Consider the following 26,838-nt stretch of genomic DNA (forward strand, 5'->3'; position numbering starts at 1 on the left):
AATGATTTGTATTTTAGTAAGATCAAACCTTATGATATGCGAAGCATTTACCTTTATTGTGTCTTTAGTTTATTCCTTCTGTCCGGTTGCAAACAGACCAACCAGGTGGATCTGATTGTATACAATGCCAGAATCTATACTGTAGATTCCGCATTTACAGTTGCAGAAGCTTTCGCCGTAAAAGACGGCAAGTTTATAGCGATAGGATCAGGTACAACTATCCGGCAGCAGTATACGGCAAAAGAAGAGATCGATGCAAACGGCAAAGCCATTTATCCCGGATTTTACGATGCTCATGCTCACTTTTTCCTACTTGGGGAATTGCTGGATCAGGTAGATCTGATGGGAAGTAAATCATTTGAAGAAGTAATAACCCGGCTACAGGCTTATCATAAGGCACGCCCCGAAAAAAAGTGGATTATCGGAGGAGGATGGGATCAAAATCTTTGGAAGGATAAGAAGTTTCCAACGAAAGAACTGTTAGATAAAGCATTTCCTGATATCCCAGTATACCTTTCCCGTGTAGACTATCATGCTGCTGTAGTTAACACGCAGGCTCTTCGTATGGCAAAAGTCACAGAAGTGCGCACGATCGAAGGAGGACTGATAGGTGGAGAAAACGGCATTCCGAATGGCATACTCGTGGACAATGCCATGGATCTGGTGAGTAAGCAGATTCCGGAGGCGGAAGAATCTGCTGTTCTGCAAACATTACAGGTTGCTCAGGACTCCCTCTTATCTGTAGGGCTGACCTCTATTGTTGATGCCGGACTCACACATACACAGCTCGGGATGCTGAAAGATTTCTACAAGAGAAATGAACTTAAGATCAGAGACTATGCGATGATAGCAGCTAATCCGGAGAATATAAGCCATTACCTGAAAGACGGGGTATACGATACAGACCGGCTGACAATCCGTTCTTTTAAGTTATTGGCAGACGGAGCTTTGGGTTCCAGAGGAGCCTGCCTCCTCGCGCATTATCATGATGCTCCTACAAAAGGATTTCTGTTACATAGTCCTGCGGCATTTGATACAGTGATCCATCAATTGGCAAACAGCCCGTTTCAGGTCAACACACATGCTATTGGAGATTCGGCTAACCGGATTATATTAGATGTGTATGGAAAATATTTAAAAGACAATATCAACCGCCGTTGGCGGATAGAGCATGCACAGATCATTGCACCCGGAGATTTTCACAAATTCAGACAATTCCATATTATTCCGTCTGTACAGCCTACACATGCTACATCAGATATGTACTGGGCTAAAGACCGCTTAGGAGAGGAAAGACTAAAAGGAGCCTACGCTTACAAAAATCTTCTGCAAGAGTATGGCATGCTTGCCTTGGGAAGCGACTTCCCTGTAGAACATTTTAATCCGCTTTATGGATTTCATGCTGCTGTGGCACGTGTGGATGCTAAAGGCTTCCCGCAGGGAGGATTTCAAATGGAAAATGCCATCAGCCGTGAGCAGGCCTTAAGAGGTATGACCATCTGGGCAGCCTATTCCTGCTTTCAGGAAAAACAGCGTGGAAGTATAGAAAAAGGAAAAGATGCAGATTTTGTTATTCTGAATAAAGATATTATGCAGATTCCTAATCAGGAACTAAGAGGAACTAAGGTTATACAGACGGTAATTGCAGGAGAGACTGTATTCATCCGGAAATAGCTATTTATAAAAAATGCGGCATATGATCATGCCGCATTTTCCTGTATGTATATCAGACTACTTTTGGCTGATATATGTTTTATTTCCATTACTATTGATGTAGTATTTTCCACCTTTAGGACCTACATACACCTGATGACCATTATATTTTTCACCACTTAACTTATCTGTCGAAGATGCCGTTTCTTTTTTAGCGGCGGCTACTTCTTTTTTAGCTTTTGTAGTGGCCTTCTTTGTTGTAGACTCTTCAGCTTTCACAGCTTTAGTCTTTTCTTTTGCCGGTTCTTTCTTTGCTGTTTCGGTCACCTTTTTTGCGGCTTCCTTTTCCTTTGTTGCTGTCTGTTTTGCTTTTTCTTTTGATTTATCTGAGGCAGATTTTATCTTTTGCTCAGATTTTTTTACCGCTTTCTCGGGGGTAGTCTGTTGTGCCTGACTTGTTGCAATTCCAAACACAGAAACCATAGCAGCAACTGCTGCCATTTTTTTGAAATAATTTGAGAGATTCATAACTCTAATTTTTAAGAATTAAACTGAAATAATCCGGTCAAAACAAATGCCACACACAGCTCCCCGATCATTGACAAACAGGCAATTAACTAAACTTTAACATTAGATTCTTTGTATTGGCTTTTTGGAATAAAAGAAAACATAAAAAGTAGTAAAACAGCGACACAGAGAACAATGCTGGCACCGAAAAGAAGGAAAGGATAATAAGGCACCAAAGGCCAGCCCATATAAATACTTAAACCCTGCAACAGCAATAGTATTTCTGTTAAGGTAAAGCCAATAATAAGCAGATAACTTGAAAATCTGACGCCATATGAAGAAATATTCAACCAGCCGGATCTCATTGCGAATAACAGCAGACTTCCGCTGATCGTCCCTAACATCAGAAGATGTATAAAACCTACAACCAGATGTCTTATATAATGTACAATCTCCATCATTGGAGGGTACAACAACAGGAAAGGAATGAGTATTTTTATGAACAATGTCAGTCCGCTATAAATAAAAAGAATACGCTCTGTTGCTGAATATGTTTTTAAAATTCCATACACCTGAAAACGTACCGAACGATAGAGAATTACAAATGCGGCTAATTGTGCCAATATCCCAACGGTATGCACCCAATACAACAGTGGATTTTTGAGATACCAACTCAGTGGCAAAGCAAAGGTAAGTACTACAGACAAGAGCAACAGTATGTAAAAAACTTTCCAATCCTTTGCCTGAAACGCTATCCTGAAGAAATAGAAAGCGATAGCCAATACAGCTATCACAAACCATCCGTTAAATTGAAAATGTAGAAAAAATTGTATTGCGATCTGAAAAAACGCAGAAGTATTCCCCATCAATCCAACAGCAGGTCCCAGGCACCATACGCCTAATGTCGAAATCAGCATAAATGCCAATGCCGTCTTCAACAGCGTTGATCCGGCATTATGTTCTCTTTTTCGAAACTTCCAGATCAGATACACAAATGTATAGCTGCATAACAGCTGTAAAGTAGAAAAAATGATAGAATAGACAGCATATCCCTGAACAGGAAAGAATATAAACATTCCAATTACAGCAATCTGGGATACAATGAACAGTATCTTAAAGGATTTTTCAGACTGTTTACTTTGTTCTGCAAAACGATCATAAATCAATGCAGTCAATGCAAGGTAAATCCAACCCAGCATAGCACCATGAGAATGTCCGTGCAAAAGAAACTTAAAATTGATATTGCCAATCGGAAATACACCAGCATAGCGCAATACCAGTCCCATACCTGCAGCAATTGCAAAATTAAAAAGACTAATCTGAAACCATCTTCTGGGCATGGACACAGGTAAATACTTTAGCGATTAATAAATTCAGTACAACTGTTATTCGATGACAGTAAGGGAAAATATTACTTTATCTACAGGCAGATTTGCAGACGAGGTTTTGACTTTACTGATCTTGAGGATGACGTCCAGTCCTTCATATATCTCTCCGAATACCGTATAATCATGATCGAGCCTCGGCTGTCCGCCATTCCTGAGGTATTCTTCCCGTTGTTCTTTACTATATACAATTCCCTTTTTTGCCTCCAATGCATCAAGGTCCTGTACAGTTACTTTCTTCCCTACAACAAAATAGAGCTGATTTAAAAATGAGGATTTTGAAGGGTTGTCATCTCTGCCCGCTCCTAATGCTCCAATTTTATGAAAAGCTCGTGTATCAAATTCGGGAGCCAGACGAACAGGTAGTTTTGAAGGAGATTTGGCTTCTTCTGCAAGAATATCTTCGTCAAGCTCTCCACCCTGCACGACAAAATCTGAGATTACACGATTAAACTGTGCATTTGTATATACTCCGCTTTGTATAGCATCAAGAAGAAGTTGCTGGTGATGCGGTGTATAATCGTATAGCAATACCTTAAAATCACCATAATTTGTATGCACAAGTATTTTTTTTGACTGCGCCTGGCTGATGGTGAAAAAACACAGGGAAAGAAAAAGAGCAAAGCTTATTTTAAATTTCATAGAGCATATTCATTAATTCATTCAAATATATCCAAGATATACAGACTATCCAATAGCTATCCGTTGCTACTCCTAAAAGTGCAGTCTGGACAAAATGAATAAGAAATTCAAAATAATTTCATAATTACGATAATTTCGTATATTTACGATATAAATGTAATATTATGAAAAAATCATACTTATTTTTAATTGGGTTATTTTTACTAAGCTATGCCCATGCGCAACAGACAGAACCTGCACTTGCGAAAGCACACTATCTTTTTAAACACGTCAATGATACCAGCCATCGGGAACAGTTCCGGCGTGATGAGATGGTTTTATATCTCGGTAAGAATTCGAGTTACTTCACCTCTTATTCTTCAAACCGGGCACAGGAAGATATAAAAAAACAAATGGATAATCCTGCATTTGACGGTAATCTGAAAATTGTCCGCAATACCTCTCCTACTCAGGAATCTTATTATTTACGTCCTCATGAGCACAAGATAACTGAACTTAAGGATGTAGCAGGTGACAAATTTCTGGTAGATACCCAGTGGCCGGAAATGGATTGGAATATAGTGGATGAAACACGGGAAATTGGTGGTTACAAGGCTCAGAAAGCACAGACTAGTTACAAAGGCAGAAACTATACAGCCTGGTTCACTACAGAATTACCCTTTTCATTCGGTCCATGGAAATTACAGGGATTACCAGGGCTTATTCTGGAAGCCTATGACGATAAAAAAGAGGTCATATTTGAATATTCGGGTTTTGACAAATTAGACAACGGTCTCTTGAATGTAGAGTTACCGGCAAATGCGGTCAAATCAAATCTCAAGGAAATTAAGAAAATTCAAGATGCTTTTCAGGCTAATCCACAGGCATATATACAAGCTAAACAGGCGCAAAGGCAAAATTCTGCAGGTGTAAGTGTATCCGGCAACAGTATTTCCGTATCCGCCACAAGCGCAAAAGCATCCGGAGAAATGGATATGTCCAAAATAAAAAGTGTAAATGTTCAGCAGGATGATAATTATAAACCTTCTAAAATCACAAACAACCCTATCGAACTGATTCCATAAATGAAAAAACTCATTCTTTTGTTATTTCTATGGTTGCTTCGTATGGGATGTATGGCGCAGGAATACAAGATATCAGGGACAGTTACAGATGCGAACAGTAAGCAAAAAATACCGTATGCAAGCGTAAATCTCCTATCTGCAGAAAATAAGATAATCGCATTCAAATCCACAAATGCAGAAGGTAATTTTACGATCGTAACGACCCGTCCTCCGGAAGATCTGATCATGGAAATAAATCATTTGGGTTATGATAAATTCAGACAGAAGCTCCATAAAGGAGCTATTGATCTGATGGTTACTCTTATTCCGAAAATACATTTACTGGAGGATGTAGAAGTCAAAAGCCGGCCACAAATCCGGAAATTAGGAGATACACTTTCCTACAATGTAGAATCTTTTGCGAAAGAAGAAGACCGTTCTATTGGTGATGTCATCAAACGTATACCGGGAATGGAAGTCAGTGAATCGGGGCAGATCAAATATCAGGGGAAATCAATCTCCAACTTTTACATAGACGGAGACGATTTGCTTGATGACAGATATGCAATCGGGACACGTACCATTCCGTATAAAATGGTACAGGATATTCAGGTGCTCAATAACCATGAGCACCTGAAAGTATTAAAAAACAAAAGATTTACCGATCAGGTTGCGATAAATCTGTTGATAAAGGATGACGCCAGACTCAAACTGACCGGGCAGGCAAAACTTGGGGGAGGATTTCCCAAACAGTACGATTCTGAGTTGAACAGTATTCTGTTTAATAAGAAATATAAAATGCTGAATGTTCTCAATGGCAACAATACCGGTAAAGATCTCACAGCAGACCTGATTGGATATAATCAGGCATCCATATTTTCAAAACTCGGAAATTCCAGTGTCAATAATTTATTGTCTCTTGGCACAATAGGTCCTCCTCCGATATCGAAACAACAGTATTACTTCAATAACACCGGAGCCCTAAACACCAATAATCTGTTTAATTTGAAAAATGACCTGCAGCTCAAATCAAACATTCAGGCTTTGTATGATAAAGAAAGAAGATCTTTCAGAGGGCAGACTGCATACTATTCAGAAACCGGGACAGCATCTTTTGATGAGTCACAACATACAGAGACCGAAAAATTTATGAGTGCTATACGGCTTACACTCAGTAAAAATATAGAGAAAAAGTATATCAACAATACCCTGTCTTTTGAATATGAAAAACAGAATGGCATTGCTGCATTACTAAGCAATGCACAGTCTATAGACCAGAACCGGCAGCATACTATACGAGGAATATCCAATCAGCTAAGTTTTGTCCCGGAATTTAAAAACAGACATATCGTAGAGTTTAACTGGTCCTTTACTTATGGTAATAAACCCCAGTTTCTGAATATACAGCCGGGAATATTTCCGGATGTATTAAATTCTGGTCAGCATTACAGTGCTACTCATCAAAAAGTCGAAGTCCCAACACTCTATAATACATTATCAGCAGGCTATCGGATATCCAAATCTAAAATCCGGCAACTCTATGAAGCCGGAATTTCCAATGACAGGCAACATCTGCGATCCGATCTTTTGCTTCGTCAGACGGAAACGGAGGCTATGCAATCCGAAGGGCAGCTGGGCAATAATATGACATGGCTTCGCAACAAATTTTATGTCAATGCACAATATGAATGGAAACAGAACCGAATGGAGGCAATGCTTTCTCTGCCCCTTGCCTATCAGATCACCTCTTTTTCTGATCCCGGATTTGATCTTCAGAAAAACAGAAACGATGTGCTATTCAATCCTGTTTTTAAATTCAAAATGAAAGTAATGCAGGAAGATGAAATCAGCCTAAATTACAACTTCAGCAATTCTTTTGGTGGAATTACAAATGTATACAGGGGGTTGCTGGTCCGGAACTACCGGATGTTGAGTCAGAACCAATCTGAAATTAATGAAAGTCAGAGTCATAATATCGGATTGAATTACAATTTTAACAGAATCACAAAAATACTCTTTGTCAATGCCGGACTCAATTATAGTCAATCTGTATCCAACACAATTATTTCCTCACGGGTCAGTAATAATATTACGGAAGAGGTACTGGTGCCTATGGACAATAAGATACTGGCATATTCAGGTTATATTGGATTTGATAAGTACTTATTTCGTCTGGCAAGTACTGTCAAGGTTAAAGTATCATGGAATCTTTCAGATTATAATCAGCTTTTTAATGATGCACTTTTACCATTCCGTAATACCAGTTATGTAGTTCAACCTGGATTTGAAGCTAAGATATGGAAGAATTACAACCTGTCTTACTCCGGTACGATTAACTGGAATATCAGCAGACAAAGAGAGGCAGAAGATGGTTTCGACAGACAGGTTACCGGAATTACACAAGTGATAGGATTTCCTGTTCATCCTTTCAAAAATGCCTACTTACGGTTCAGTATGAGACACCATTATACTCACCAGCCTTTGATGAGAGATATCAATTATACATTTGTAGATTTCTTTGCACGATACCGCATTCAAAAGTGGAAAACAGATCTGGAATTGGATATGAGTAATCTGGCTAATATCAAAACTTTTCAAACCTATACCGTTTCATCCAATATGTTGTCGGATAACAGATACGATCTTCGTGGTCGTATGGCGATAGTAAAAGTATTGTTCAACCTCTAACAGAAATTGTTGTGTTGTATATAAATAAAATACCCTCTCGGTTTAAGGAGAGGGTATATTTTTGTATCTGCAGATCAAGATCTTATTGCATATCAAATAAATGCTTTTCAGCATGGTATGATGAACGAACCAATGGTCCTGATTCTACATATTTGAATCCCATTTTCAGTCCGATCTCTTTATATTTATCAAATTGTGCCGGAGTAATCCAATCGATAACCGGGTGATGCGCTTTTGTAGGTTGCAGGTATTGTCCCAAAGTAAGAATATGAACACCTACATCATACAGATCCTGCATAGCTTCGATCACATCTTCTTCCGTCTCTCCCAGTCCCAGCATGATGCCTGATTTAGTCCGTAAACCAGCCTCAGATATTCTTCTCAGGCATTCCAGTGAACGGTCATATTTAGCTTGTATACGTACTTCTCTTGTCAGTCTGCGTACAGTTTCCAGATTGTGAGACACAACCTCAGGACGTACTGCAAGCACACGGTCCAGATTGTCCCACTGGCCCTTGAAATCAGGAATTAAAGTTTCAAGTGTTGTTTCAGGACTTTCTCTGCGAATTGCATTGATTGTTTCGGCCCAGATTGTTGACCCTCCATCTTTCAGATCGTCACGGTCTACAGATGTAATAACACAATGTTTCACCTGCATCAGTTTTACCGAATCTGCTACACGATTAGGTTCATCCAGATCTGCCGGCAACGGTCTGCCCGTAGCCACCGCACAGAAAGAACATGAACGGGTACAAATATTTCCCAAAATCATAAAGGTCGCTGTACCGGCTCCCCAACATTCACCCATATTAGGACAGTTACCACTTTCACAGATCGTATGTAATTTATGCTCATCAACAAGACTTCGTACATGTCTGTATTCTTTGCCTACAGGCAACTTTACACGTAACCAATCCGGTCTTCTCTGCGTCGGGGTTACCGGAATAACTGGAAGTTCAATCATAGCACAAAGTTAAGGAATATTCGGATAAATCAGAGATTTCAAATTGTTTGAATAATATCATAAAACAATTAGTTCCTTTTACAGTTAATTATTTATGCGCAAAGTCGCTTTTTAGAACCTAATTTAAGATATTTGTAACAAAAAACGCTATTACTGACATGTTTCGAATTATCCTTAATACACTTCTTTTATTCTTTTTATTGCCACTCACAGGTTTAGCTCAAAACAAAACGCTGAACATTATTCCCAAACCGAATCGAATTACATATCACGTAGGCAGCTATACTATTCCGGGTCAACCTATCTTATATGTATCTCCTGAATTTGAGGAAGTCGCAGGTTTATTAGCCGAACATCCCGCAATAAAAGGATATACCATAGAAAAAATCAAAAAAGTAAAGAAAACGCCTGAAAACGGCATCAGACTGATCACGGGACTTAGCACAGACCAGATCGGTGACAATACGTATCACATCGATATTGATAACAATGGAATTGTGCTGAAGGCTAAGACTCCTGCGCTGATGATAAATGCGATCTATACGCTGATACAAATGGCCTACCTGCAGGATCAACCTGAAATCGTGCCTTCGGTTGAAATCCAGGATAGCCCACGCTTTGGATACAGAGGAATAATGCTTGATGTTTCACGTCATTTTATGCCTTTTGCCTCATTAAAGAAATTTGTAGATGTCATGGCCATTTACAAATTTAACCGACTCCACTGGCATCTTACAGATGGTGCAGGCTGGAGATTAGAAATCCTTAAATATCCCGAATTGACAAAAAAAGCAGCCTGGCGTACACATTCCAGCTGGAAAGAATGGTGGAATAACGGACGTCAGTATGTGGAGCAAGGGACAGCAAATGCCAGCGGAGGATATTACACACAAGATCAGGCTCGTGAACTGGTCGCATATGCTGCCCGAAAAGGCATTACGGTTATTCCGGAAATAGAAATGCCGGGACACTCAGAAGAGGTTCTGGCTGTATTTCCACAACTTTCATGTTCCGGTAAGCCTTATACACAAGGAGAATTGTGTATAGGAAATGAGGAAACATTCACTTTCCTCAAAAATGTACTGGACGAAGTCATCCAGATATTTCCGTCCACCTATATACACATCGGTGGCGATGAGGCTTCTAAAGAGCACTGGAAAAATTGTCCGAAAGATCAGGCGCTCATGAAAAAAGAGGGACTGAAAAATGAGGAAGAACTTCAAAGCTATGCCATCAGACAGATGGATCAGTATCTGCAATCGAAAGGCCGCAAGCTTTTAGGATGGGACGAGATTTTGGAAGGAGGATTGAGCGAAGGAGCTACAGTGATGAGCTGGCGTGGAGAAGACGGAGGTATTAAAGCTGCAAATGCCGGTCATGATGTTATTATGACTCCGGGTGGCTACTTATATTTCGACAGCTATCAGACAGATCCGCGTACACAGCCGGAAGCGATCGGTGGTTATTTGCCAATAGAAAAAGTCTACTCTTATGATCCTGTACCATCAACCATCAGCGGCGATAAAGCAAAGCATGTATTAGGTGCGCAAGCCAATCTGTGGGCGGAGTACATGCCGACTTATCAGCATGTAGAATATATGGCATTTCCACGGGCATTAGCTCTTTCTGAAATTGTCTGGTCTAAAAAAGAGGATAAAAACTGGGAAGATTTCAAAGCCAGACTGCAAAACCATTATAAAATTCTGCAACAGCTGGAAGTGAACTACTATCGTCCGTCCTACAATGTCGGGTTTGATGTGCAGTTCAATAACAAAAGATACAGTAACCTGATCAGCATCAATACAGAACAGATCAATCCGGATATACATTATACAATCGACGGTTCAGTTCCTACAGCGCAATCGACAACCTATACGCAACCAATTGATCTTACCATACCGACGACACTCACGGCAGCTATGTTTATCGATTCTGTTCGTGTAGGTCCGGTACAAAGCATAGAAGTAGACGTGCACAAAGCTATAGGGAAAACAGTTATTTATCAAAATAGCTGGGACGGCTATCCGGCCCAAAAGGAGTTGACATTAACCAACGGTAAAAAAGGTGGATTAAGCTATGGGGACGGTGAGTGGCAGGGTTTTACCAAAGATCTGGACATTACAGTAGATTTTGAACGAAGAGAGGAAATTAAAAGCGTGGCCATGAATTTCATGCAGGTTCCGGGACCAGGTGTTTATTTCCCTGGAGAATTTACCGTACTTATCTCCGATAACGGAAAAACTTTCCGGGAAATCGGAACTGTAAAAAATGATGTGGGAACAGATGATCCGAAATTGAAATTTAAAAAATTTGAATTAAAATTACCCAAAAGCCAGGCTGCGAGATTTGTGCGTATAAAAGCCCCTAACAGTATGAAAGGCTATCTTTTTACAGACGAAGTACTTATATATTAAATACAAAAAAGGATGGAAATAAATTTCCATCCTTTTTTGTATTTTGTATCAGGGAGTTAAACTTGAAAATAAATCAACTTTTTTAAAATATAAAATGTAACTTTGCACTCCGACAAAGCAGTCGGAATACTCCCCTCTCTCCGGATAGCATTTTGATTGTTTTGCTCAAGATCGTTTTAGAAAATAATTTTTTTGAACTACAAAAATGCCAAGAAACACTTCCATCAAATCGGTTTTAATTATTGGATCAGGTCCTATCGTTATCGGTCAGGCTTGTGAGTTTGACTACTCCGGATCTCAAGCTGCTTTATCTTTGAAAGAAGAAGGTATTGAGGTTTCCATTATTAACTCCAATCCTGCTACGATCATGACAGACAAAGTCGTAGCAGACAATGTGTACTTGCTTCCTTTGACCTGCGAAAGCATCGAAGAAGTCCTTCAGAAACACAACATCGACGCTGTATTGCCTACTATGGGCGGACAGACAGCATTAAACCTATGTATCGAAGCTTCCGAGCGCGGTATCTGGGAAAAGTACGATATCAAAGTCATCGGTGTCGACGTTGCAGCAATTGAAAAAACTGAAAATCGTGAAGCTTTCCGTCAGTTGATGGTTGATATCGGTGTAGGTGTTGCCACATCCAAAATTGCAAACTCCTTCTTAGAAGGAAAAGAAGCAGCACAAGAAATTGGCTACCCGCTGGTTATCAGACCTTCTTATACACTTGCCGGTACCGGAGGTGGATTTGTTCACAAAAAAGAAGATTTTGATGCAGCCCTTAACAGAGGTCTTCATGCTTCTCCTACACACGAAGTACTGGTAGAACAAGCCGTATTAGGATGGAAAGAATTCGAATTAGAGTTACTTCGTGATACTAACGATAATGTAATCATTATCTGTACAATCGAAAACTTTGACCCGATGGGTATCCATACAGGAGACTCTATCACAGTAGCTCCGGCTATGACGCTGAGTGACCGTTGTTATCAGGACATGCGTAATCAGGCAATCAAAATGATGCGTTCCATTGGTAACTTCGCCGGAGGATGTAACGTACAGTTCTCTGTAAATCCTGAAAACGAAGAAATCATCGCGATTGAAATCAATCCTCGTGTATCCCGTTCTTCCGCTCTGGCATCTAAAGCTACAGGATATCCAATTGCTAAGATTGCAGCTAAACTGGCGATCGGATACAATCTGGATGAATTACAAAATCAAATTACACAAACAACTTCAGCGTACTTTGAACCGACATTAGATTATGTAATCGTCAAAGTACCTCGTTTCAACTTTGACAAATTCAAAGGAGCAAATAAAGAGCTTGGTCTGCAGATGAAAGCGGTAGGTGAAGTAATGGCAATAGGCCGTACCTTCATTGAAGCGCTTCAGAAAGCAGCACAGTCTCTGGAAACCAACCGTGCAGGACTTGGTGCAGATGGCAGACAAAGCCGTAATCTTGAAGAGATTATGGACAGTCTGGAGCACCCAAGCGCGGACAGGTTATTTCATATTAAAGATGCATTTGAATTAGGAGTACCTTTAGAGTCTATCCGCAAAGCAACGCTGATTGATAAATGGTTCCTTGTACAGATTCAGGAATTAGTACAGCTGGAAGGTGAGCTTCGCCGCTACCAGTTGAACAATATCCCTAAGGATTTCTTCATGACCCTGAAACAAAAAGGATATTCTGATATTCAGATCTCCTGGTTATTAGGAAATGTTACAGAAGATGAAGTATATGCCCGTCGTAAAGAACTAGGCATTAACAGAGTATATAAAATGGTAGATACCTGTGCTGCAGAATTTCCGGCACAGACACCATACTACTACTCTACTTTTGAAGAAGAAAACGAATCCATTATTTCAGACAAGAAAAAAATCGTTGTGTTAGGTTCAGGTCCTAACCGTATCGGTCAGGGTATAGAATTTGATTACTCTTGTGTACATGGATTATTAGCAGCTAAAGAATCTGGTTATGAAGCAATCATGGTTAATTGTAACCCTGAAACAGTTTCTACAGACTTCAATATGGCTGATAAATTATATTTCGAGCCTGTTTTCTGGGAACATGTGCGTGAAATCATTGAACTGGAAAAACCTGAAGGGGTAATCGTACAGTTGGGTGGTCAGACGGCATTGAAAATGGCAGAAAAATTAGAAGCTATTGGTGTTAAGATCATTGGAACTTCATTCCAGGATATGGATCTTGCAGAAGATCGTGGCCGTTTCTCAGACCTGTTAAAATCATTGGATATTCCTTACCCGAAATACGGAGTTGCGGAATCAGCAGAAGAAGCTATCATCGTAGCAAATCAGGTAGGTTATCCGGTACTTGTTCGTCCGTCTTATGTATTAGGAGGACAAGGAATGAGTATCGTTATCAATGATGAAGATCTTGAAAAAGCAGTCGTTAATCTGCTGAAAAACTTACCTGGTAACCGTGTATTGATTGACCACTTTCTGGATCGTGCCGAAGAAGCAGAATCAGATTCAATCTGTGACGGTGAAGAGGTACACATCATCGGTATGATGGAACACATCGAACCTGCCGGAATCCACTCAGGAGACTCTTCTGCAGTATTACCTCCATTCAGCTTATCCCAGAATGTACAGGATAAAATGGAAGAGTACTCTAAGAAATTAGCAAAGGCATTGAATGTAAAAGGTTTATTAAACATACAGTTTGCCGTAAAAGATGAAAATGTATTTGTTATCGAAGCTAACCCTCGCGCATCACGTACAGTACCTTTTATTGCGAAAGCTTACGATGTACCATATATCAATATTGCAACAAAAGTTATGCTGGGGGTAAACAAATTGAAAGACTTTACCATTACACGCAAGCTAGAAGGATATGCAATTAAAGAGCCGGTATTCTCTTTCTCCAAATTCCCGGAAGTAGATAAGCAATTAGGCCCTGAAATGAAGTCTACAGGTGAAGCAATACGCTTTATTAAAGACCTGAATGATGCCTACTTCAGAGAGCTTTATGCTAAAAAATCAATGTTCTTAAGTAAATAAGAACGGATATATACAAAAAAAGGGTAACTCGCATGAGCTACCCTTTTTTTTTGGCGTTAATTTTCAATAGCTAATCTATATCTTTCACTAATCTGAATCCTACATTATTAGTAGGGCTATTCACCTCTCCCTTACCTCTGCTACCCGCTTTGTAGCGCTCACAATACATATCGTTACACAGAAAAGAACCGCCACGCTGTACACGTTTTACAGCTCCGGGTTCCTGAGGGTCGTAAGAATCCGAAGGTCCGGCCGGATTACTTTCCGAACTGTTTTTATAATAATCCGGACGATAAAAATCAGAACACCATTCCCAGACATTTCCCTCCATATCATACAGTCCTGAAGTATTAGCCGGATAAGATTTTACAGGAGCTGCTCCCACATAGCCGTCTTCACCGGTATCCTTTATGGGAAACTCTCCCTGGTAGATATTTGCGGCCCACTTCCCATTTTCCGTTTTTTCAGTACCCCAATAATATTTCTCATTGTTATAATTAGCCGTTTTTGCAGCATATTCCCACTCCGCTTCCGTTGGAAGACGTTTGCCTGCCCATTTGGCGTAAGCCTCGGCATCCTGATATGCGATATGTACAACGGGATAGTTCTCCTTTCCCTTAATAGTACTTTCAGGTCCTTCCGGATGTTTCCAATTGGCACCTACAATATAAGACCACCATTGCAAAGGATCATTCAACCCGCGAACCTCTTTAGGAGCATGAAATACAGCAGAGCCCGGCTTCAGCATTTCCGGATCCACGCCTGGAAAATCATGGGGATCCAACGGTCGCTCCGCTACTGTTATGTATCCGGTAGCCTGTACAAATTTGGTAAACTGAGCATTCGTGACTTCATGCTCATCCATCCAGAAAGATTTAACATTTACCTTATGAACAGGCTTTGCATCTTCAAAATCAGCTGATCCCATTTCATAGCTACCTCCTTCTATTTTAACCATTTTCGCATCATCGGCTCCTCGTATACTAATGATTTCAGCAGCTGTATCACTTACAGCTGAGAATCTGGAGGGAATACCTACAATACAATGTGGTGCATCATTCTCAAAAGAAAGCTTGTCCATAGGTTTAGACTTACCAACACAGGAGTAAACAAGCGGGCTTGCTATTAAAAAGATCAGTTGAATTCCGGCAGACAATTTCATTACTACAAAATACAGAATTATTTATGGAGATAACAGTAATATGTTTTCAAATTACTGAAAAAATAAAGGGATCCCGAAGAATCCCTTTAAAATCACCTATTTTAAAACAAACTAAACAGTCAATTTATGAACGAATTTCCGAAAACATTGAAGGTTATGTTTATAATGGTTGTTCGTGTGTCATTTGCTTAATGACAATACAATTATACGTGACGGAAAATGAATTAAAAACAAAAAAATGAATGCAATCGTTTGACTAATTCGCACAATCGTTTGCGTTAATTTCCATTCTGCGTTTTACTTTACATTATATTCCATAACTCAGAAGGAAGAATAGCAGATCTTAACCTCTCTCCCTCGAAAGGAGATAGAACAACATCTCGGACAAACTGTTGTCACTAACGCTGGCGCAAGCATAAGCGTAGCGTTGCTTGTGTCTGTATTACATGGGTACGAGCGACACGTTCGCACCAGCTTTTGTTGAAGCTGTGTTGGCTATTTGGTTTGGTTCTACCCTATGAAAACAAAAAAGCCCTTATCTGTTTCCAGAAAGGGCTTTCGTATAAAAAAAGGCACCGACCTACTCTCCCACCTGTTACGGCAATACCATCGGCTCTGGCGGGCTTGACTGCTCTGTTCGGAATGGGAAGAGGTAGACACCGCCGATATAGGCACCTGAATACTTTTTTGATATTATATAATAACTAACTCTAATTAGCCACAATAACATCAATGACATTATATTGAAAGAAATAATTAAAGAGGAAGACAACAGTGTTATCTGCTTGAGAAAGCTTCGGGCTATTAGTATTGCTCGGCTATGGTATTTCTACCTTTACACCTACAACCTATCAACGTAGTCATCTTCTACGACCCTATAAGGAAGTCTCATCTCGTGGCTAGTTTCGCACTTAGATGCTTTCAGCGCTTATCTATTCCAGACGTAGCTACCCTGCCGTACACCTGGCGGCATAACAGGTTCACCAGCGGTCTGTCCAATCCGGTCCTCTCGTACTAAGATCAGATCCACTCAAACTTCCAACGCCCACAACAGATAGGGACCGAACTGTCTCGCGACGTTCTGAACCCAGCTCGCGTGCCACTTTAATGGGCGAACAGCCCAACCCTTGGGACCTTCTCCAGCCCCAGGATGTGACGAGCCGACATCGAGGTGCCAAACCTCCCCGTCGATATGAGCTCTTGGGGGAGATCAGCCTGTTATCCCCAGCGTACCTTTTATCCTTTGAGCGATGGCCCTTCCATACAGAACCACCGGATCACTATGTCCGTCTTTCGACCCTGTTCGACTTGTCGGTCTCACAGTCAAGCAAGCTTATGCCATTGCACTCCACGTACGGTTACCAAGCGTACTGAGCTTACCTTTGAAAGCCTCCGTTACCTTTTTGGAGGCGACCACCCCAGTCAAACTACCCACCAAACAATGTCCTCGACTTGATCGAGTTAGAAACCGAATACAGAAAGGGCGGTATTTCAAGGTTGATTCCACGACTCCTGGCGAAGCCGCTTCAACATCTCCCGCCTATCCTACACATCCTGTACCCAATTCCAATGTTAAGCTATAGTGAAGGTGCATGGGGTCTTTCCGTCCCGTTGCGGGTAACCGGCGTCTTCACCGATACCACAATTTCACCGAGCTCATGGCTGAGACAGCGCCCAGATCGTTACACCATTCGTGCAGGTCGGAACTTACCCGACAAGGAATTTCGCTACCTTAGGACCGTTATAGTTACGGCCGCCGTTTACTGGGGCTTCGATTCAATGCTTCTCTTGCGATGACATCCCCTCTTAACCTTCCAGCACCGGGCAGGTGTCAGGCCTTATACCTCATCTTTCGATTTTGCAAAGCCATATGTTTTTGTTAAACAGTCGCCTGGGCCTTTTCACTGCGGCTTCTCACTCTCGTGAGGAAGCGCCCCTTCTCCCGAAGTTACAGGGCCATTTTGCCGAGTTCCTTAGCCATGATTCACTCGAGCACCTTAGGATTCTCTCCTCGACTACCTGTGTCGGTTTACGGTACGGGTTTTTATAACCTGAAGCTTAGCGGGTTTTCTTGGAAGTCTGCTTACCTGCTCTATCAGCGCCACCGAAGCTTTGCTGTACTATTGGGTTTCAGCTAAAAATGCGGATTTGCCTACATCTCTAATACCTACGCCTTTTAACGAACTATTCCGTCAGTTCGCGGCAGTGTCACTACTCCGTCACCACATCGCAGTTATAAAAAGTACTGGAATATTAACCAGTTGTCCATCGGTTGTCCCCCTTCGGGTGTACCTTAGGCCCCGACTAACCCTGATCCGATTAGCGTTGATCAGGAAACCTTAGTCTTTCGGTGGGCAGGTTTCCCACCTGCCTTATCGTTACTTATGCCTACATTTGCTTTTCTATAAAGTCCACGCCACATTACCATGACGATTCGCCCCCTATAGAATGCTCCCCTACCAGTATATACTCTTGTATATAATCCATAGCTTCGGTAATACACTTGATGCCCGTTTATTATCCACGCCCGGCCGCTCGACTAGTGAGCTGTTACGCACTCTTTAAATGAATGGCTGCTTCCAAGCCAACATCCTAGCTGTCTGGGCAACCGGACCTCGTTAGTTCAACTTAGTGTATATTTGGGGACCTTAGCTGATGGTCTGGGTTCTTTCCCTCTCGGCCTTGGACCTTAGCACCCAAAGCCTCACTGCAAGATATATTTGATAGCATTCGGAGTTCGTCTGGATTTGGTAGGATTTGACTCCCCCGCACCCAATCGGTAGCTCTACCTCTATCAAACTAAACTCTCACGCTGTTCCTAAAAACATTTCGGGGAGTACGAGCTATTTCCCAGTTTGATTAGCCTTTCACCCCTACCCTCAGGTCATCCGGAAACTTTTCAACGTTTATCGGTTCGGTCCTCCATTACATGTTACTGCAACTTCAACCTGCCCAAGGGTAGATCACAAGGTTTCGCGTCTACCTCATCTGACTATGCGCCCTATTAAGACTCGCTTTCGCTTCGGATACGTGGCTGAACCACTTAACCTTGCCAGACAAGAGTAACTCGTAGGCTCATTATGCAAAAGGCACGCTGTCACAGAATCACTCTGCTCCAACCGCTTGTAAGCACACGGTTTCAGGTTCTTTTCACTCCCCTGTTCGGGGTTCTTTTCACCTTTCCCTCACGGTACTGGTTCACTATCGGTCTCTCAGGAGTATTTAGCCTTGGCGGATGGTGCCGCCGGATTCCCACAGGGCGTCTCCGACCCCGCGGTACTCAGGATACCACTATGCTGACCCTCTTTACGTATACGGGACTATCACCCTTATCGTGCAGCTTCCCATCTGCTTCTACTTCATACGGTCAATACAACGTCGTGGTCCTACAACCCCATAAATGCCGTAACAATTATGGTTTGGGCTCTTTCCCGTTCGCTCGCCACTACTTGGGAAATCATTATTATTTTCTTCTCCTACGCCTACTTAGATGTTTCAGTTCAGCGCGTTCGCGTATTATACAACATACCTTCAGTATGTTAGGTTGCCCCATTCGGAAATCATCGGATCAAGTCGCATTTGCCAATCCCCGATGCTTATCGCAGCTTATCACGTCCTTCTTCGCCTCTGAGAGCCTAGGCATCCCCCGTGTGCCCTTATTTACTTTCTTCTCACGCATAGCCCTTTTGCTACTATGGTGATGCTTGTATTGTGTTCTCCAAATTAATGGAAAACGTCTCTACTGTTGTCTTCTCTTGTAATTTTTTTCTTTCAATATGTCAAAGAACTCGTTAAGAAACTTACCATGCTATCACTCGATAACACATTTCTTTAGTGGAGAATAACGGAGTCGAACCGTTGACCCTCTGCGTGCAAGGCAGATGCTCTAGCCAGCTGAGCTAATTCCCCGGCTTGTGTGGTAGTCCCGAGCAGATTTGAACTGCTGACCCCTACATTATCAGTGTAGTGCTCTAACCAACTGAGCTACGGGACTAGCTTTTTCTTAATCTCTCTCGGTAACTCCATTCCTTTTTCTTGGGATGGGTACTTTCTTCTTAATGTCTTTCTTTAATCATGTGTATACGTAACGAGCACCAATTCAAGTACTCTAGAAAGGAGGTATTCCAGCCGCACCTTCCGGTACGGCTACCTTGTTACGACTTAGCCCCAATTATCGGTTTTGCCCTAACACGCTCCTTGCGGTTACATGCTTTAGGCACCCCCAACTTTCATGGCTTGACGGGCGGTGTGTACAAGGCCCGGGAACGTATTCACCGCGTCATTGCTGATACGCGATTACTAGCGAATCCAACTTCATGAGGTCGAGTTGCAGACCTCAATCCGAACTGTGATCGGCTTTCAGAGATTGGCATCACATTACTGTGTAGCTGCCCGCTGTACCGACCATTGTAGCACGTGTGTAGCCCCGGACGTAAGGGCCATGATGACTTGACGTCGTCCCCACCTTCCTCTCTGCTTGCGCAGGCAGTCTGTTTAGAGTCCCCACCATTATGTGCTGGCAACTAAACATAGGGGTTGCGCTCGTTGCGGGACTTAACCCAACACCTCACGGCACGAGCTGACGACAGCCATGCAGCACCTAGTTTCGTGTCCCGAAGGACTGATCCGTCTCTGGATCATTCACTAACTTTCAAGCCCGGGTAAGGTTCCTCGCGTATCATCGAATTAAACCACATGCTCCTCCGCTTGTGCGGGCCCCCGTCAATTCCTTTGAGTTTCACCCTTGCGGGCGTACTCCCCAGGTGGATAACTTAACGCTTTCGCTGGGACGCTGACTGTCTATCGCCAACATCGAGTTATCATCGTTTAGGGCGTGGACTACCAGGGTATCTAATCCTGTTCGATCCCCACGCTTTCGTGCATCAGCGTCAATAACGGCTTGGAATGCTGCCTTCGCAATCGGGGTTCTGAGACATATCTATGCATTTCACCGCTACTTGTCTCATTCCGCATTCCTCAACCGCATTCAAGTTCTTCAGTATCAAAGGCACTGCGACAGTTAAGCTGCCGTCTTTCACCTCTGACTTAAAGAACCGCCTACGCACCCTTTAAACCCAATAAATCCGGATAACGCTTGGATCCTCCGTATTACCGCGGCTGCTGGCACGGAGTTAGCCGATCCTTATTCTTCGGGTACATTCAGCTACGTTTACAAACGTAGGTTTATTCCCCGATAAAAGCAGTTTACAACCCATAGGGCAGTCATCCTGCACGCGGCATGGCTGGTTCAGAGTTCCCTCCATTGACCAATATTCCTTACTGCTGCCTCCCGTAGGAGTCTGGTCCGTGTCTCAGTACCAGTGTGGGGGATTCTCCTCTCAGAGCCCCTAGACATCGTTGCCTTGGTGAGCCGTTACCTCTCCAACTAGCTAATGTCACGCGAGCCCATCTCTATCCTATAAATATTTGATTATAATGTGATGCCACATCTATAATGTCATGCGGTGTTAATCCGACTTTCGCCGGGCTATCCCCCTGACAGAGGTAGGTTGCTCACGCGTTACGCACCCGTGCGCCACTTTCATATCCAGCAAGCTGGATAATCTCGTTCGACTTGCATGTATTAGGCCTGCCGCTAGCGTTCATCCTGAGCCAGGATCAAACTCTCCATTGTAATAATGAATTGTTCGACACCTAACTATTTATCAATAAAAATAATTAGAATTGTCTTTGTTAATTTCTAACCTGAATTGACTTGGTTGATTGTTTGTTAACTTTCGTTGACTAATCAACTACTCGTTACGCTACATGATTATTTCTTTAAAGAACTTCGCGCTTCCACTCTCGTTTCAGCTTCTATTTCAAGCAGGCATTGCGCCCGTTTTGATCTTGTTTTTTCCTTCGTTTCTGAAGGGACTGCAAAGGTAGAAATCTTTTTTAAACTTCCAAAATATTTGTGAAAATATTTTCTGGCTCTTTCTTTCCCTTTTTTTCCACCTCCCGATCTCTATCCGAAACCGCTCAGCTTAGCTCCCGTAAGGGATGGCAAAGGTAGAAATCTTTTTCGGTATACACAAATCTTTTTTATAAAAAATATGCCCTCCCGTTATTCTAAACTTCCTTTTTTCAAGTGTCGTCCCTTGCGAAACAACCGTCCCTCCCTTGCGGAGTGGTGCAAAGGTAGAACTTTAAACACATTACTTCCAAACCTTTTTCAAAGCTTTTTTTCATAATAATCTTAACTATCTGATAACTTGAAGTATAAAATTAAAGAATCTATCTACAAACAATCAAAACAGCTTATATAATGCTCCGGCAGGCCTTCTTGCTTTCGTCACAGCGGATTAATGCCTGTACTCAGCAGAAAGGTCCTTTATACGGATATTTCTGAAATCTACCGGCTGTCCTTCGCTTTGAAGGGCAATAAATCCACTCTTTAACAACTGACCGTCAATTTTGATCTTGGGATCATAACGATTGGCAACTCCACCTCCGATCTGTGGTTTGGAATACTGCAAGACAGTATCGCCCTCAATAATATGGGTAATCAGCGAATCTCCAAGTACAATCAGTTCCGCACTCACCCACTGATCTCCGTCATAGGTCTTAGAAGTAGAATTGAGACAATGGGAAGCAGCGATCTTTCCTTTATATATAACATGCGTTCCGGGTGAACACATATTACCGGTCGGTCTGGGATTTCCATCTCCCAGCCCGCCCAGAAACTGCATCTCCACCGAGATTGGCCAATCCTGCTCTTTGGGCATGGTCGCCGGATCCTGCGAATGAAACATGACGCCGCTATTACGTAAGGTATAATCAGGTGCTCCGGGATGAAGCTCTCCTACAAACCGGTATTCCAGTTTAAGATGATAATAGGAATAAGGCGTCTTATAATAAAGGTGGCCATATTGCTCATTAAAATCTCCATATTCATCGTATCGGACCTGGATAGCACCATCCTGAACGCGAAAGGTATGACCATAATTGACTCCATAATCATGATGGTGAATCTTGACATTCCAGTCATTGATATCTTTGCCATTGAACAGGGACTTCCATTCCTGTGTCGATGTATCCGTATTTTCTTTGGTTTTCTTTACGGAACAACCTCCGGCCATTAACAAAGCAGTACATATATAAAGGAATACTTTTCTTTTCATCAGGTTTTGTTTTTATGGAAAGTCCTAAAATACAAAAATACCGGATGTATCTGCAATACATAAAGGGCTGAAAAATTAATCAGTCCCTTATTATATACATCATGACAACGCTTAATTAAAACCGCCCCCCTTTTTTCAAAGTGGGAACGGCTCCTAGTCCTATCTTTTATTTTATGCTATTGAATTTTAAGCGCCTCCGTTATTTTGTCATAGGTAATATCCTCACTTGGTCTTGGAGCATCATTGTCAAATACTCTACCGTCCTTATCAATAATCACATAACGTGGAATACCCGAAATATTAAATGCCTTAGCTATTGGTGTATTCACTCCTGAAGTAGCCTGTGAAAGCAAATGAACGCCTTCTATTTTATCTTCATCAATTGCTTTTTTCCAGGCATCGATTTTACTATCGAGGCTTATATACAGAAATACTACATCCTTATTGTCCTTGAACCGTGAATGAAGTTTAGGGGCACCATTCTTCATCTCGCCTCTGCACGGGGCACACCAGCTAGCCCAGAAATCAATATACACCACCTTACCTCTGAAATCCTTCAGGGATACATCTTTGCCTTCCAGACTTTTTAAAGTAAACTCCGGAGCCATTTTGCCGGAAGATAATTTATCCATTGTCGCATACTTCTCCAAAAGCATTTTTGCAGTAGCGGCATCAGCATATTTAGCAATATGTTCCTCCATAAGAGGTTTTACTACCGGCAGGTCTTTCGCCTGATCAAGCACCTTCACTATAGTTTTGCCGAGTGCTTCACTTTTGACTTTGCCTGCCGGATAATATTTAAGGATCATCTGGTAATCTGTATATGCATCCTGCAGTTCGTGCGGACTGTCCAGCTTCCCTTCTAAGAACAATTCCTTTCTGCGCAAATAAGGCGGATAAAAGTAAAGCAGCAATATATCGTAGTTGCGCCTTCTGCCAGCGGTTTGCAAAATCAGCATGCAGATTTCCTGCCTGAAAATTCTGGCTTGCGATAAAGCCGTTTCCTGAAAAAGATTCGCTGTATGTCCGGTTCATATCCCGAAACATGACATGTCCCAGATTGTACACCATATTGATATTCAGGGAAAAACCTTTATAACCCAAAGTATTGGATAAGCCTCCGCTCCAGGCTGGCTGGAACACGCCCATAAACACGACATCCTCTGACTTTGGCGTCCCGGCATCGTCCATACCTGGCGAAGCACTGCCATCTGCAAGTCTGACCAAGGGATTCCCTTCGGCATTCAGACCGGCATAATCAAATGCGAATGCAGAAAAAGCAGGAGAACCAGCCCAGTAGTGGGTCATGATTTTATTTATCCCAGTATTAAGAATGATTAGTGAACTTACTTTCGTAACCTTATTTCTATTGTAGGAAAGGCTCAGGGAGCTGTTCCACTGAAAATCTGCATTACGGATATTTACGGAACGTATAGCGGCTTCTATACCCGTATTGGACATACTACCCACATTGCCTACAATAGTTGTAATACCTGTCAACGGATTGACTTCCAGCGGCCCGATCAGATCTGTTGATTTTTTTTTATAGTAATCCAGCGAACCACTCAGCCTGTGGTCAAAAATAGCGAAATCCAGACCTGCATTCAGCGTACGGGTCTGCTCCCAGGTCAGGTTTTTATTGCCTGCAGTAAACAATGTATACCCCTGTCCCTCAGCGACAAGCGTGTTGGATACGGGCAGAAATATATCCTGATTTGCACTTTTGCCTGGCACAGGCGAGTTGCCACCGATGCCATAGGTCATCCGGGCTGACAGCTCCTTGACAAAGCTGACATTTTTCATAAATGCCTCATTACTAAGTGTCCATTTTCCGCCCACACTCCATGCCGGCCTGCGCTGTGCTGATTTATTGATCCCGAAAAGATTGCTTTTGTCCTGTCTCCAGCTGGTATTGACGGTATATCGCTTGCCAAAAGTGTATCCCACATTGCTGTAATAAGACCGAAAACGGAAAAGAGCTTCAGACTGTCTGAAAGGTTCTTCATTTAATTTGGCATTGCCACCGAATGAAGGTATTATTCCGGCTATTCCTGTAGTTTTCAACAGATAGTAATCCAACAATGCTGATACCTGTGAATTTTCATCATAGCCGTATACTATACTGTTGCTATTGGTATTCTTTTGTTCCTGTTCCTCATAACCCGCCAATGCATCTACCTGATGAAGCTGATTCCCGGAAGTATAAGCATAAACAAGCTGATTACGTAGTGTCCAGTTTTCATCTAGCCTATTGGATACAGCGTAGCGGCCTCCGGTATTGGGGAGGTTGTATCTGATCGTTCCATCCGTATTCTGAGCAAAACGTAGCAGCTGTATATTCTGGCTATAATTGGTATTATCATCGTAGCTTGACATTCGGTTTATTCCTCTGATATAGCCAAATACTCCTTCATAACGCAGTCCTTTGTACAGATCGACTGTAAGACCAGAGATGATACGGGCAATAAATAAATTACCAGTGTTGCGGCCTGTGAGCGCATTAGTCAGCGGATTATATCGCAAACTCCGGCCAGTTAAATCTTCAATAGGCTGCATAGCTTCTCCGGGAAGAATGCCTAAATAAGACATATCTATGTTATTACCTGAAGGATCCCGGAACAGCTGATACGGCAGGAACCGGTTATCTGGTGAAACCGTCCGGTTGGAACCCGTACGTTGGTTGGTCAGATCCGCAATGAAAAATGCTTTGATATGGCTGTTAATTTTAAAATCATTACGGGTATTAATCTTAAATGTATTGTCCCTGTGGCCTGGTGTATAGTCCTGATTGCCGGTATAAGCCAGAGAGGTATAATTACTGTATATGTCTGTACCCCCCGACAAGGAAAGCGTATGATTGGTCAGTATTTGCGGACGATAAAAAATATCCTGTACCTGATTCAGGTTGCTGATGCCTGCAAGACTGTCTAGCTTCGCATCTCTTTGCGCTGCAGAGATTAGTCCGCGGAAAGCGTCCCACTGAACCTGACGATCAGGGGTATAACCTGTCCCCTCTATGAAAACGTTGATATTTGGATTATAAAAAAGATTTTCCGGGTCAAAGGTTTCTCTGGAAGCCTGTATATATTGCCGGCTGTCCAGTACCGGAAAATAGCTGATATCCGGTCTACCCTGTATATTGACAAAAGCATCGTATGTGATTCGCAGTTTCTGGTTGTTTGATCCTTTTTTGGTGGTAATCACAATTACTCCGTTGGATGCCCTGGCTCCCCAGATAGACGATGCTGTAGCGTCCTTCAGTACAGATATATCCTGTACATCCTGTGGATTGACAGAAGACACATCTGCTACCGCTATTCCGTCCACGACGTACAAAGGGGAGGCATTGGTATAATTATCTGTTGTAGATAATGTACTTAATCCCCGGATCAGAAACTGTTGTTTACCATCTGTAGGGGAGTTATTAATCACCAGTCCCGGTACCAGACCGTCCATACGCTGAAGCACATTTGTACTTGTAGCTCTGTTGGCCAATACTCCCATATCCGGTTTTGCAAACGAACCCGCACTACGTTCCTTCGAAATATGCTGATAGCCGGTATTGATCACCACTTCCTCCAGTCTTCCTGCTAACTTCAGGCGTATAGTTCCCACATTAGGCGCCGGTTTGGTGACATAATTTTCATAACCAATATAAGAAATGGAAAGCATCATATTTTCAGCCACATTGTGAAGCACAAATTCCCCGTTTTTATCTGTAACCGCAGCAGCCATGCGTCCTTTAACCGTCATCGAAAAATCTCCTGTTTGGGCATTTTCCGAAGAGGTTTGATGAAATACAGCTATAGTCGCTCCTTGCAAAGGATTACCCAGAGAGTCTACTACCCGCCCACGTACATCCATTTGCTGTATATCTGGCAGATTTTTATTTAGCGTCGGAGTAACCTTCTTTCTAATCAGCACAAATTTATTTTCGATGGTATATGTCAGTCCTGTGTTTGCCAGAAGCCTCTTCATAGTTTCATCCAGACCGGTATTTTTAACTGATATGTTTACAGTTTCCAGCTCTTCGACAAGATGTCTGTCAAACAAAAAATCATAACCGGTCTGTTGCCTTATTTTATACAAGACATCTTTTACAGAGCTGTTCTTTTCACGCAATTTTACCTTTTGCCCATATGTTGCTGCACAGATCTGCATAAAAGACAGAAATAATAAGACAGTGCTAAGACGCATAAAAATCAATTTATAGGTGTAAATTTTATACATTTGC

The 26,838-nt window shown here is 42.1% G+C and carries 13 protein-coding genes, 2 tRNA genes and 3 rRNA genes; 5 read left to right on the top strand and 13 right to left on the bottom strand.

The genetic code is table 11. The features are described 5' to 3' along the window. Positions 1-36: 36 nt before the first annotated feature. Positions 37-1,674: an amidohydrolase gene (locus I6J02_RS05050; protein WP_201680719.1), complete on the top strand. Its 1,638-nt coding sequence runs from the start codon at positions 37-39 to the stop codon at positions 1,672-1,674. A gap of 57 nt (positions 1,675-1,731) precedes the next feature. On the opposite strand, the gene I6J02_RS05055 is transcribed toward I6J02_RS05050, so the two are convergent. The 3 genes from I6J02_RS05055 to I6J02_RS05065 form a co-directional block, all read right to left on the bottom strand. After that, positions 1,732-2,181: a hypothetical protein gene (locus I6J02_RS05055; protein WP_201680720.1), complete on the bottom strand. Its 450-nt coding sequence runs from the start codon at positions 2,179-2,181 to the stop codon at positions 1,732-1,734. Between the two features lie 89 nt (positions 2,182-2,270). Next, positions 2,271-3,500 (bottom strand): beta-carotene 15,15'-monooxygenase, encoded by a 1,230-nt coding sequence (locus I6J02_RS05060; protein ID WP_201680721.1) that lies wholly within the window; start codon positions 3,498-3,500, stop codon positions 2,271-2,273. 45 nt (positions 3,501-3,545) lie between these two features. Next, on the bottom strand, positions 3,546-4,187 hold the full coding sequence (locus tag I6J02_RS05065; RefSeq protein WP_201680722.1) for a peptidylprolyl isomerase: 642 nt from the start codon (positions 4,185-4,187) through the stop codon (positions 3,546-3,548). A gap of 164 nt (positions 4,188-4,351) precedes the next feature. Between I6J02_RS05065 and I6J02_RS05070 the strand changes: the two genes are divergently transcribed. Together I6J02_RS05070 and I6J02_RS05075 are read left to right on the top strand one after the other, a co-directional pair. After that, positions 4,352-5,251 (top strand): GLPGLI family protein, encoded by a 900-nt coding sequence (locus I6J02_RS05070; RefSeq protein ID WP_201680723.1) that lies wholly within the window; start codon positions 4,352-4,354, stop codon positions 5,249-5,251. Then, the gene (locus I6J02_RS05075; protein ID WP_201680724.1) at positions 5,252-7,918 is read left to right on the top strand and encodes a carboxypeptidase regulatory-like domain-containing protein; all 2,667 of its coding nucleotides are present in this window, start codon (positions 5,252-5,254) and stop codon (positions 7,916-7,918) included. An 82-nt stretch (positions 7,919-8,000) separates the two neighbouring features. Here I6J02_RS05075 and lipA read toward each other — a convergent pair whose 3' ends face one another. After that, entirely contained in the window at positions 8,001-8,882 is an 882-nt protein-coding gene (lipA, locus tag I6J02_RS05080; protein WP_003000906.1) for a lipoyl synthase, read from the bottom strand. 158 nt (positions 8,883-9,040) lie between these two features. Here lipA and I6J02_RS05085 point away from each other — a divergent pair, with 158 nt between their 5' ends. Together I6J02_RS05085 and carB are read left to right on the top strand one after the other, a co-directional pair. Next, positions 9,041-11,296 carry a family 20 glycosylhydrolase gene (locus tag I6J02_RS05085; protein ID WP_201680725.1) on the top strand — a complete coding sequence of 752 codons (2,256 nt, stop codon included), beginning with the start codon at positions 9,041-9,043 and terminating at the stop codon, positions 11,294-11,296. A gap of 205 nt (positions 11,297-11,501) precedes the next feature. Beyond that, complete coding sequence (carB, locus tag I6J02_RS05090; RefSeq protein WP_201680726.1) at positions 11,502-14,318, top strand: carbamoyl-phosphate synthase large subunit; 2,817 nt, start codon at positions 11,502-11,504, stop codon at positions 14,316-14,318. A 70-nt stretch (positions 14,319-14,388) separates the two neighbouring features. Here carB and I6J02_RS05095 read toward each other — a convergent pair whose 3' ends face one another. The 9 genes from I6J02_RS05095 to I6J02_RS05135 form a co-directional block, all read right to left on the bottom strand. Further along, the gene (locus tag I6J02_RS05095; RefSeq protein ID WP_236582301.1) at positions 14,389-15,399 is read right to left on the bottom strand and encodes a formylglycine-generating enzyme family protein; all 1,011 of its coding nucleotides are present in this window, start codon (positions 15,397-15,399) and stop codon (positions 14,389-14,391) included. 648 nt (positions 15,400-16,047) lie between these two features. Continuing rightward, positions 16,048-16,159 (bottom strand): 5S ribosomal RNA (rrf, locus tag I6J02_RS05100). A gap of 106 nt (positions 16,160-16,265) precedes the next feature. Continuing rightward, positions 16,266-19,150: ribosomal RNA gene (locus I6J02_RS05105) — 23S ribosomal RNA — on the bottom strand. Positions 19,151-19,315: 165 nt separating this feature from the next. Beyond that, a tRNA-Ala gene (locus I6J02_RS05110) sits at positions 19,316-19,389 on the bottom strand. A gap of 8 nt (positions 19,390-19,397) precedes the next feature. Then, positions 19,398-19,474: transfer RNA gene (locus tag I6J02_RS05115), tRNA-Ile, on the bottom strand. Between the two features lie 118 nt (positions 19,475-19,592). Continuing rightward, positions 19,593-21,115: ribosomal RNA gene (locus I6J02_RS05120) — 16S ribosomal RNA — on the bottom strand. The 16S, 23S and 5S rRNA genes sit together here with 2 tRNA genes alongside, the layout of an rRNA operon. 670 nt (positions 21,116-21,785) lie before the next feature. Further along, a complete protein-coding gene (locus tag I6J02_RS05125; protein WP_201680728.1) occupies positions 21,786-22,604 on the bottom strand; it encodes a DUF1080 domain-containing protein in 819 nt (272 codons plus the stop codon). 176 nt (positions 22,605-22,780) lie between these two features. Continuing rightward, a complete protein-coding gene (locus tag I6J02_RS05130; protein ID WP_236582302.1) occupies positions 22,781-23,476 on the bottom strand; it encodes a TlpA family protein disulfide reductase in 696 nt (231 codons plus the stop codon). After that, positions 23,403-26,801, bottom strand: coding sequence for a SusC/RagA family TonB-linked outer membrane protein (locus tag I6J02_RS05135; protein WP_201680729.1), 3,399 nt, complete (start codon positions 26,799-26,801; stop codon positions 23,403-23,405). The genes I6J02_RS05130 and I6J02_RS05135 overlap by 74 nt, the downstream gene beginning before the upstream one ends. Positions 26,802-26,838 lie beyond the last annotated feature (37 nt).

The organism is Sphingobacterium spiritivorum, from assembly GCF_016725325.1.
In the GTDB taxonomy this organism is placed as follows: Bacteria; Bacteroidota; Bacteroidia; order Sphingobacteriales; family Sphingobacteriaceae; genus Sphingobacterium.

Bases quoted from the DNA above. Each gene is read 5' to 3' on its own strand.
- I6J02_RS05050 (WP_201680719.1), top strand. From the start codon at position 37: ATGCGAAGCATTTACCTTTATTGTGTCTTTAGTTTATTCCTTCTGTCC.
- I6J02_RS05055 (WP_201680720.1), bottom strand. From the start codon at position 2,181: ATGAATCTCTCAAATTATTTCAAAAAAATGGCAGCAGTTGCTGCTATG.
- I6J02_RS05060 (WP_201680721.1), bottom strand. From the start codon at position 3,500: ATGCCCAGAAGATGGTTTCAGATTAGTCTTTTTAATTTTGCAATTGCT.
- I6J02_RS05065 (WP_201680722.1), bottom strand. From the start codon at position 4,187: ATGAAATTTAAAATAAGCTTTGCTCTTTTTCTTTCCCTGTGTTTTTTC.
- I6J02_RS05070 (WP_201680723.1), top strand. From the start codon at position 4,352: ATGAAAAAATCATACTTATTTTTAATTGGGTTATTTTTACTAAGCTAT.
- I6J02_RS05075 (WP_201680724.1), top strand. From the start codon at position 5,252: ATGAAAAAACTCATTCTTTTGTTATTTCTATGGTTGCTTCGTATGGGA.
- lipA (WP_003000906.1), bottom strand. From the start codon at position 8,882: ATGATTGAACTTCCAGTTATTCCGGTAACCCCGACGCAGAGAAGACCG.
- I6J02_RS05085 (WP_201680725.1), top strand. From the start codon at position 9,041: ATGTTTCGAATTATCCTTAATACACTTCTTTTATTCTTTTTATTGCCA.
- carB (WP_201680726.1), top strand. From the start codon at position 11,502: ATGCCAAGAAACACTTCCATCAAATCGGTTTTAATTATTGGATCAGGT.
- I6J02_RS05095 (WP_236582301.1), bottom strand. From the start codon at position 15,399: ATGGACAAGCTTTCTTTTGAGAATGATGCACCACATTGTATTGTAGGT.
- I6J02_RS05125 (WP_201680728.1), bottom strand. From the start codon at position 22,604: ATGAAAAGAAAAGTATTCCTTTATATATGTACTGCTTTGTTAATGGCC.
- I6J02_RS05135 (WP_201680729.1), bottom strand. From the start codon at position 26,801: ATGCGTCTTAGCACTGTCTTATTATTTCTGTCTTTTATGCAGATCTGT.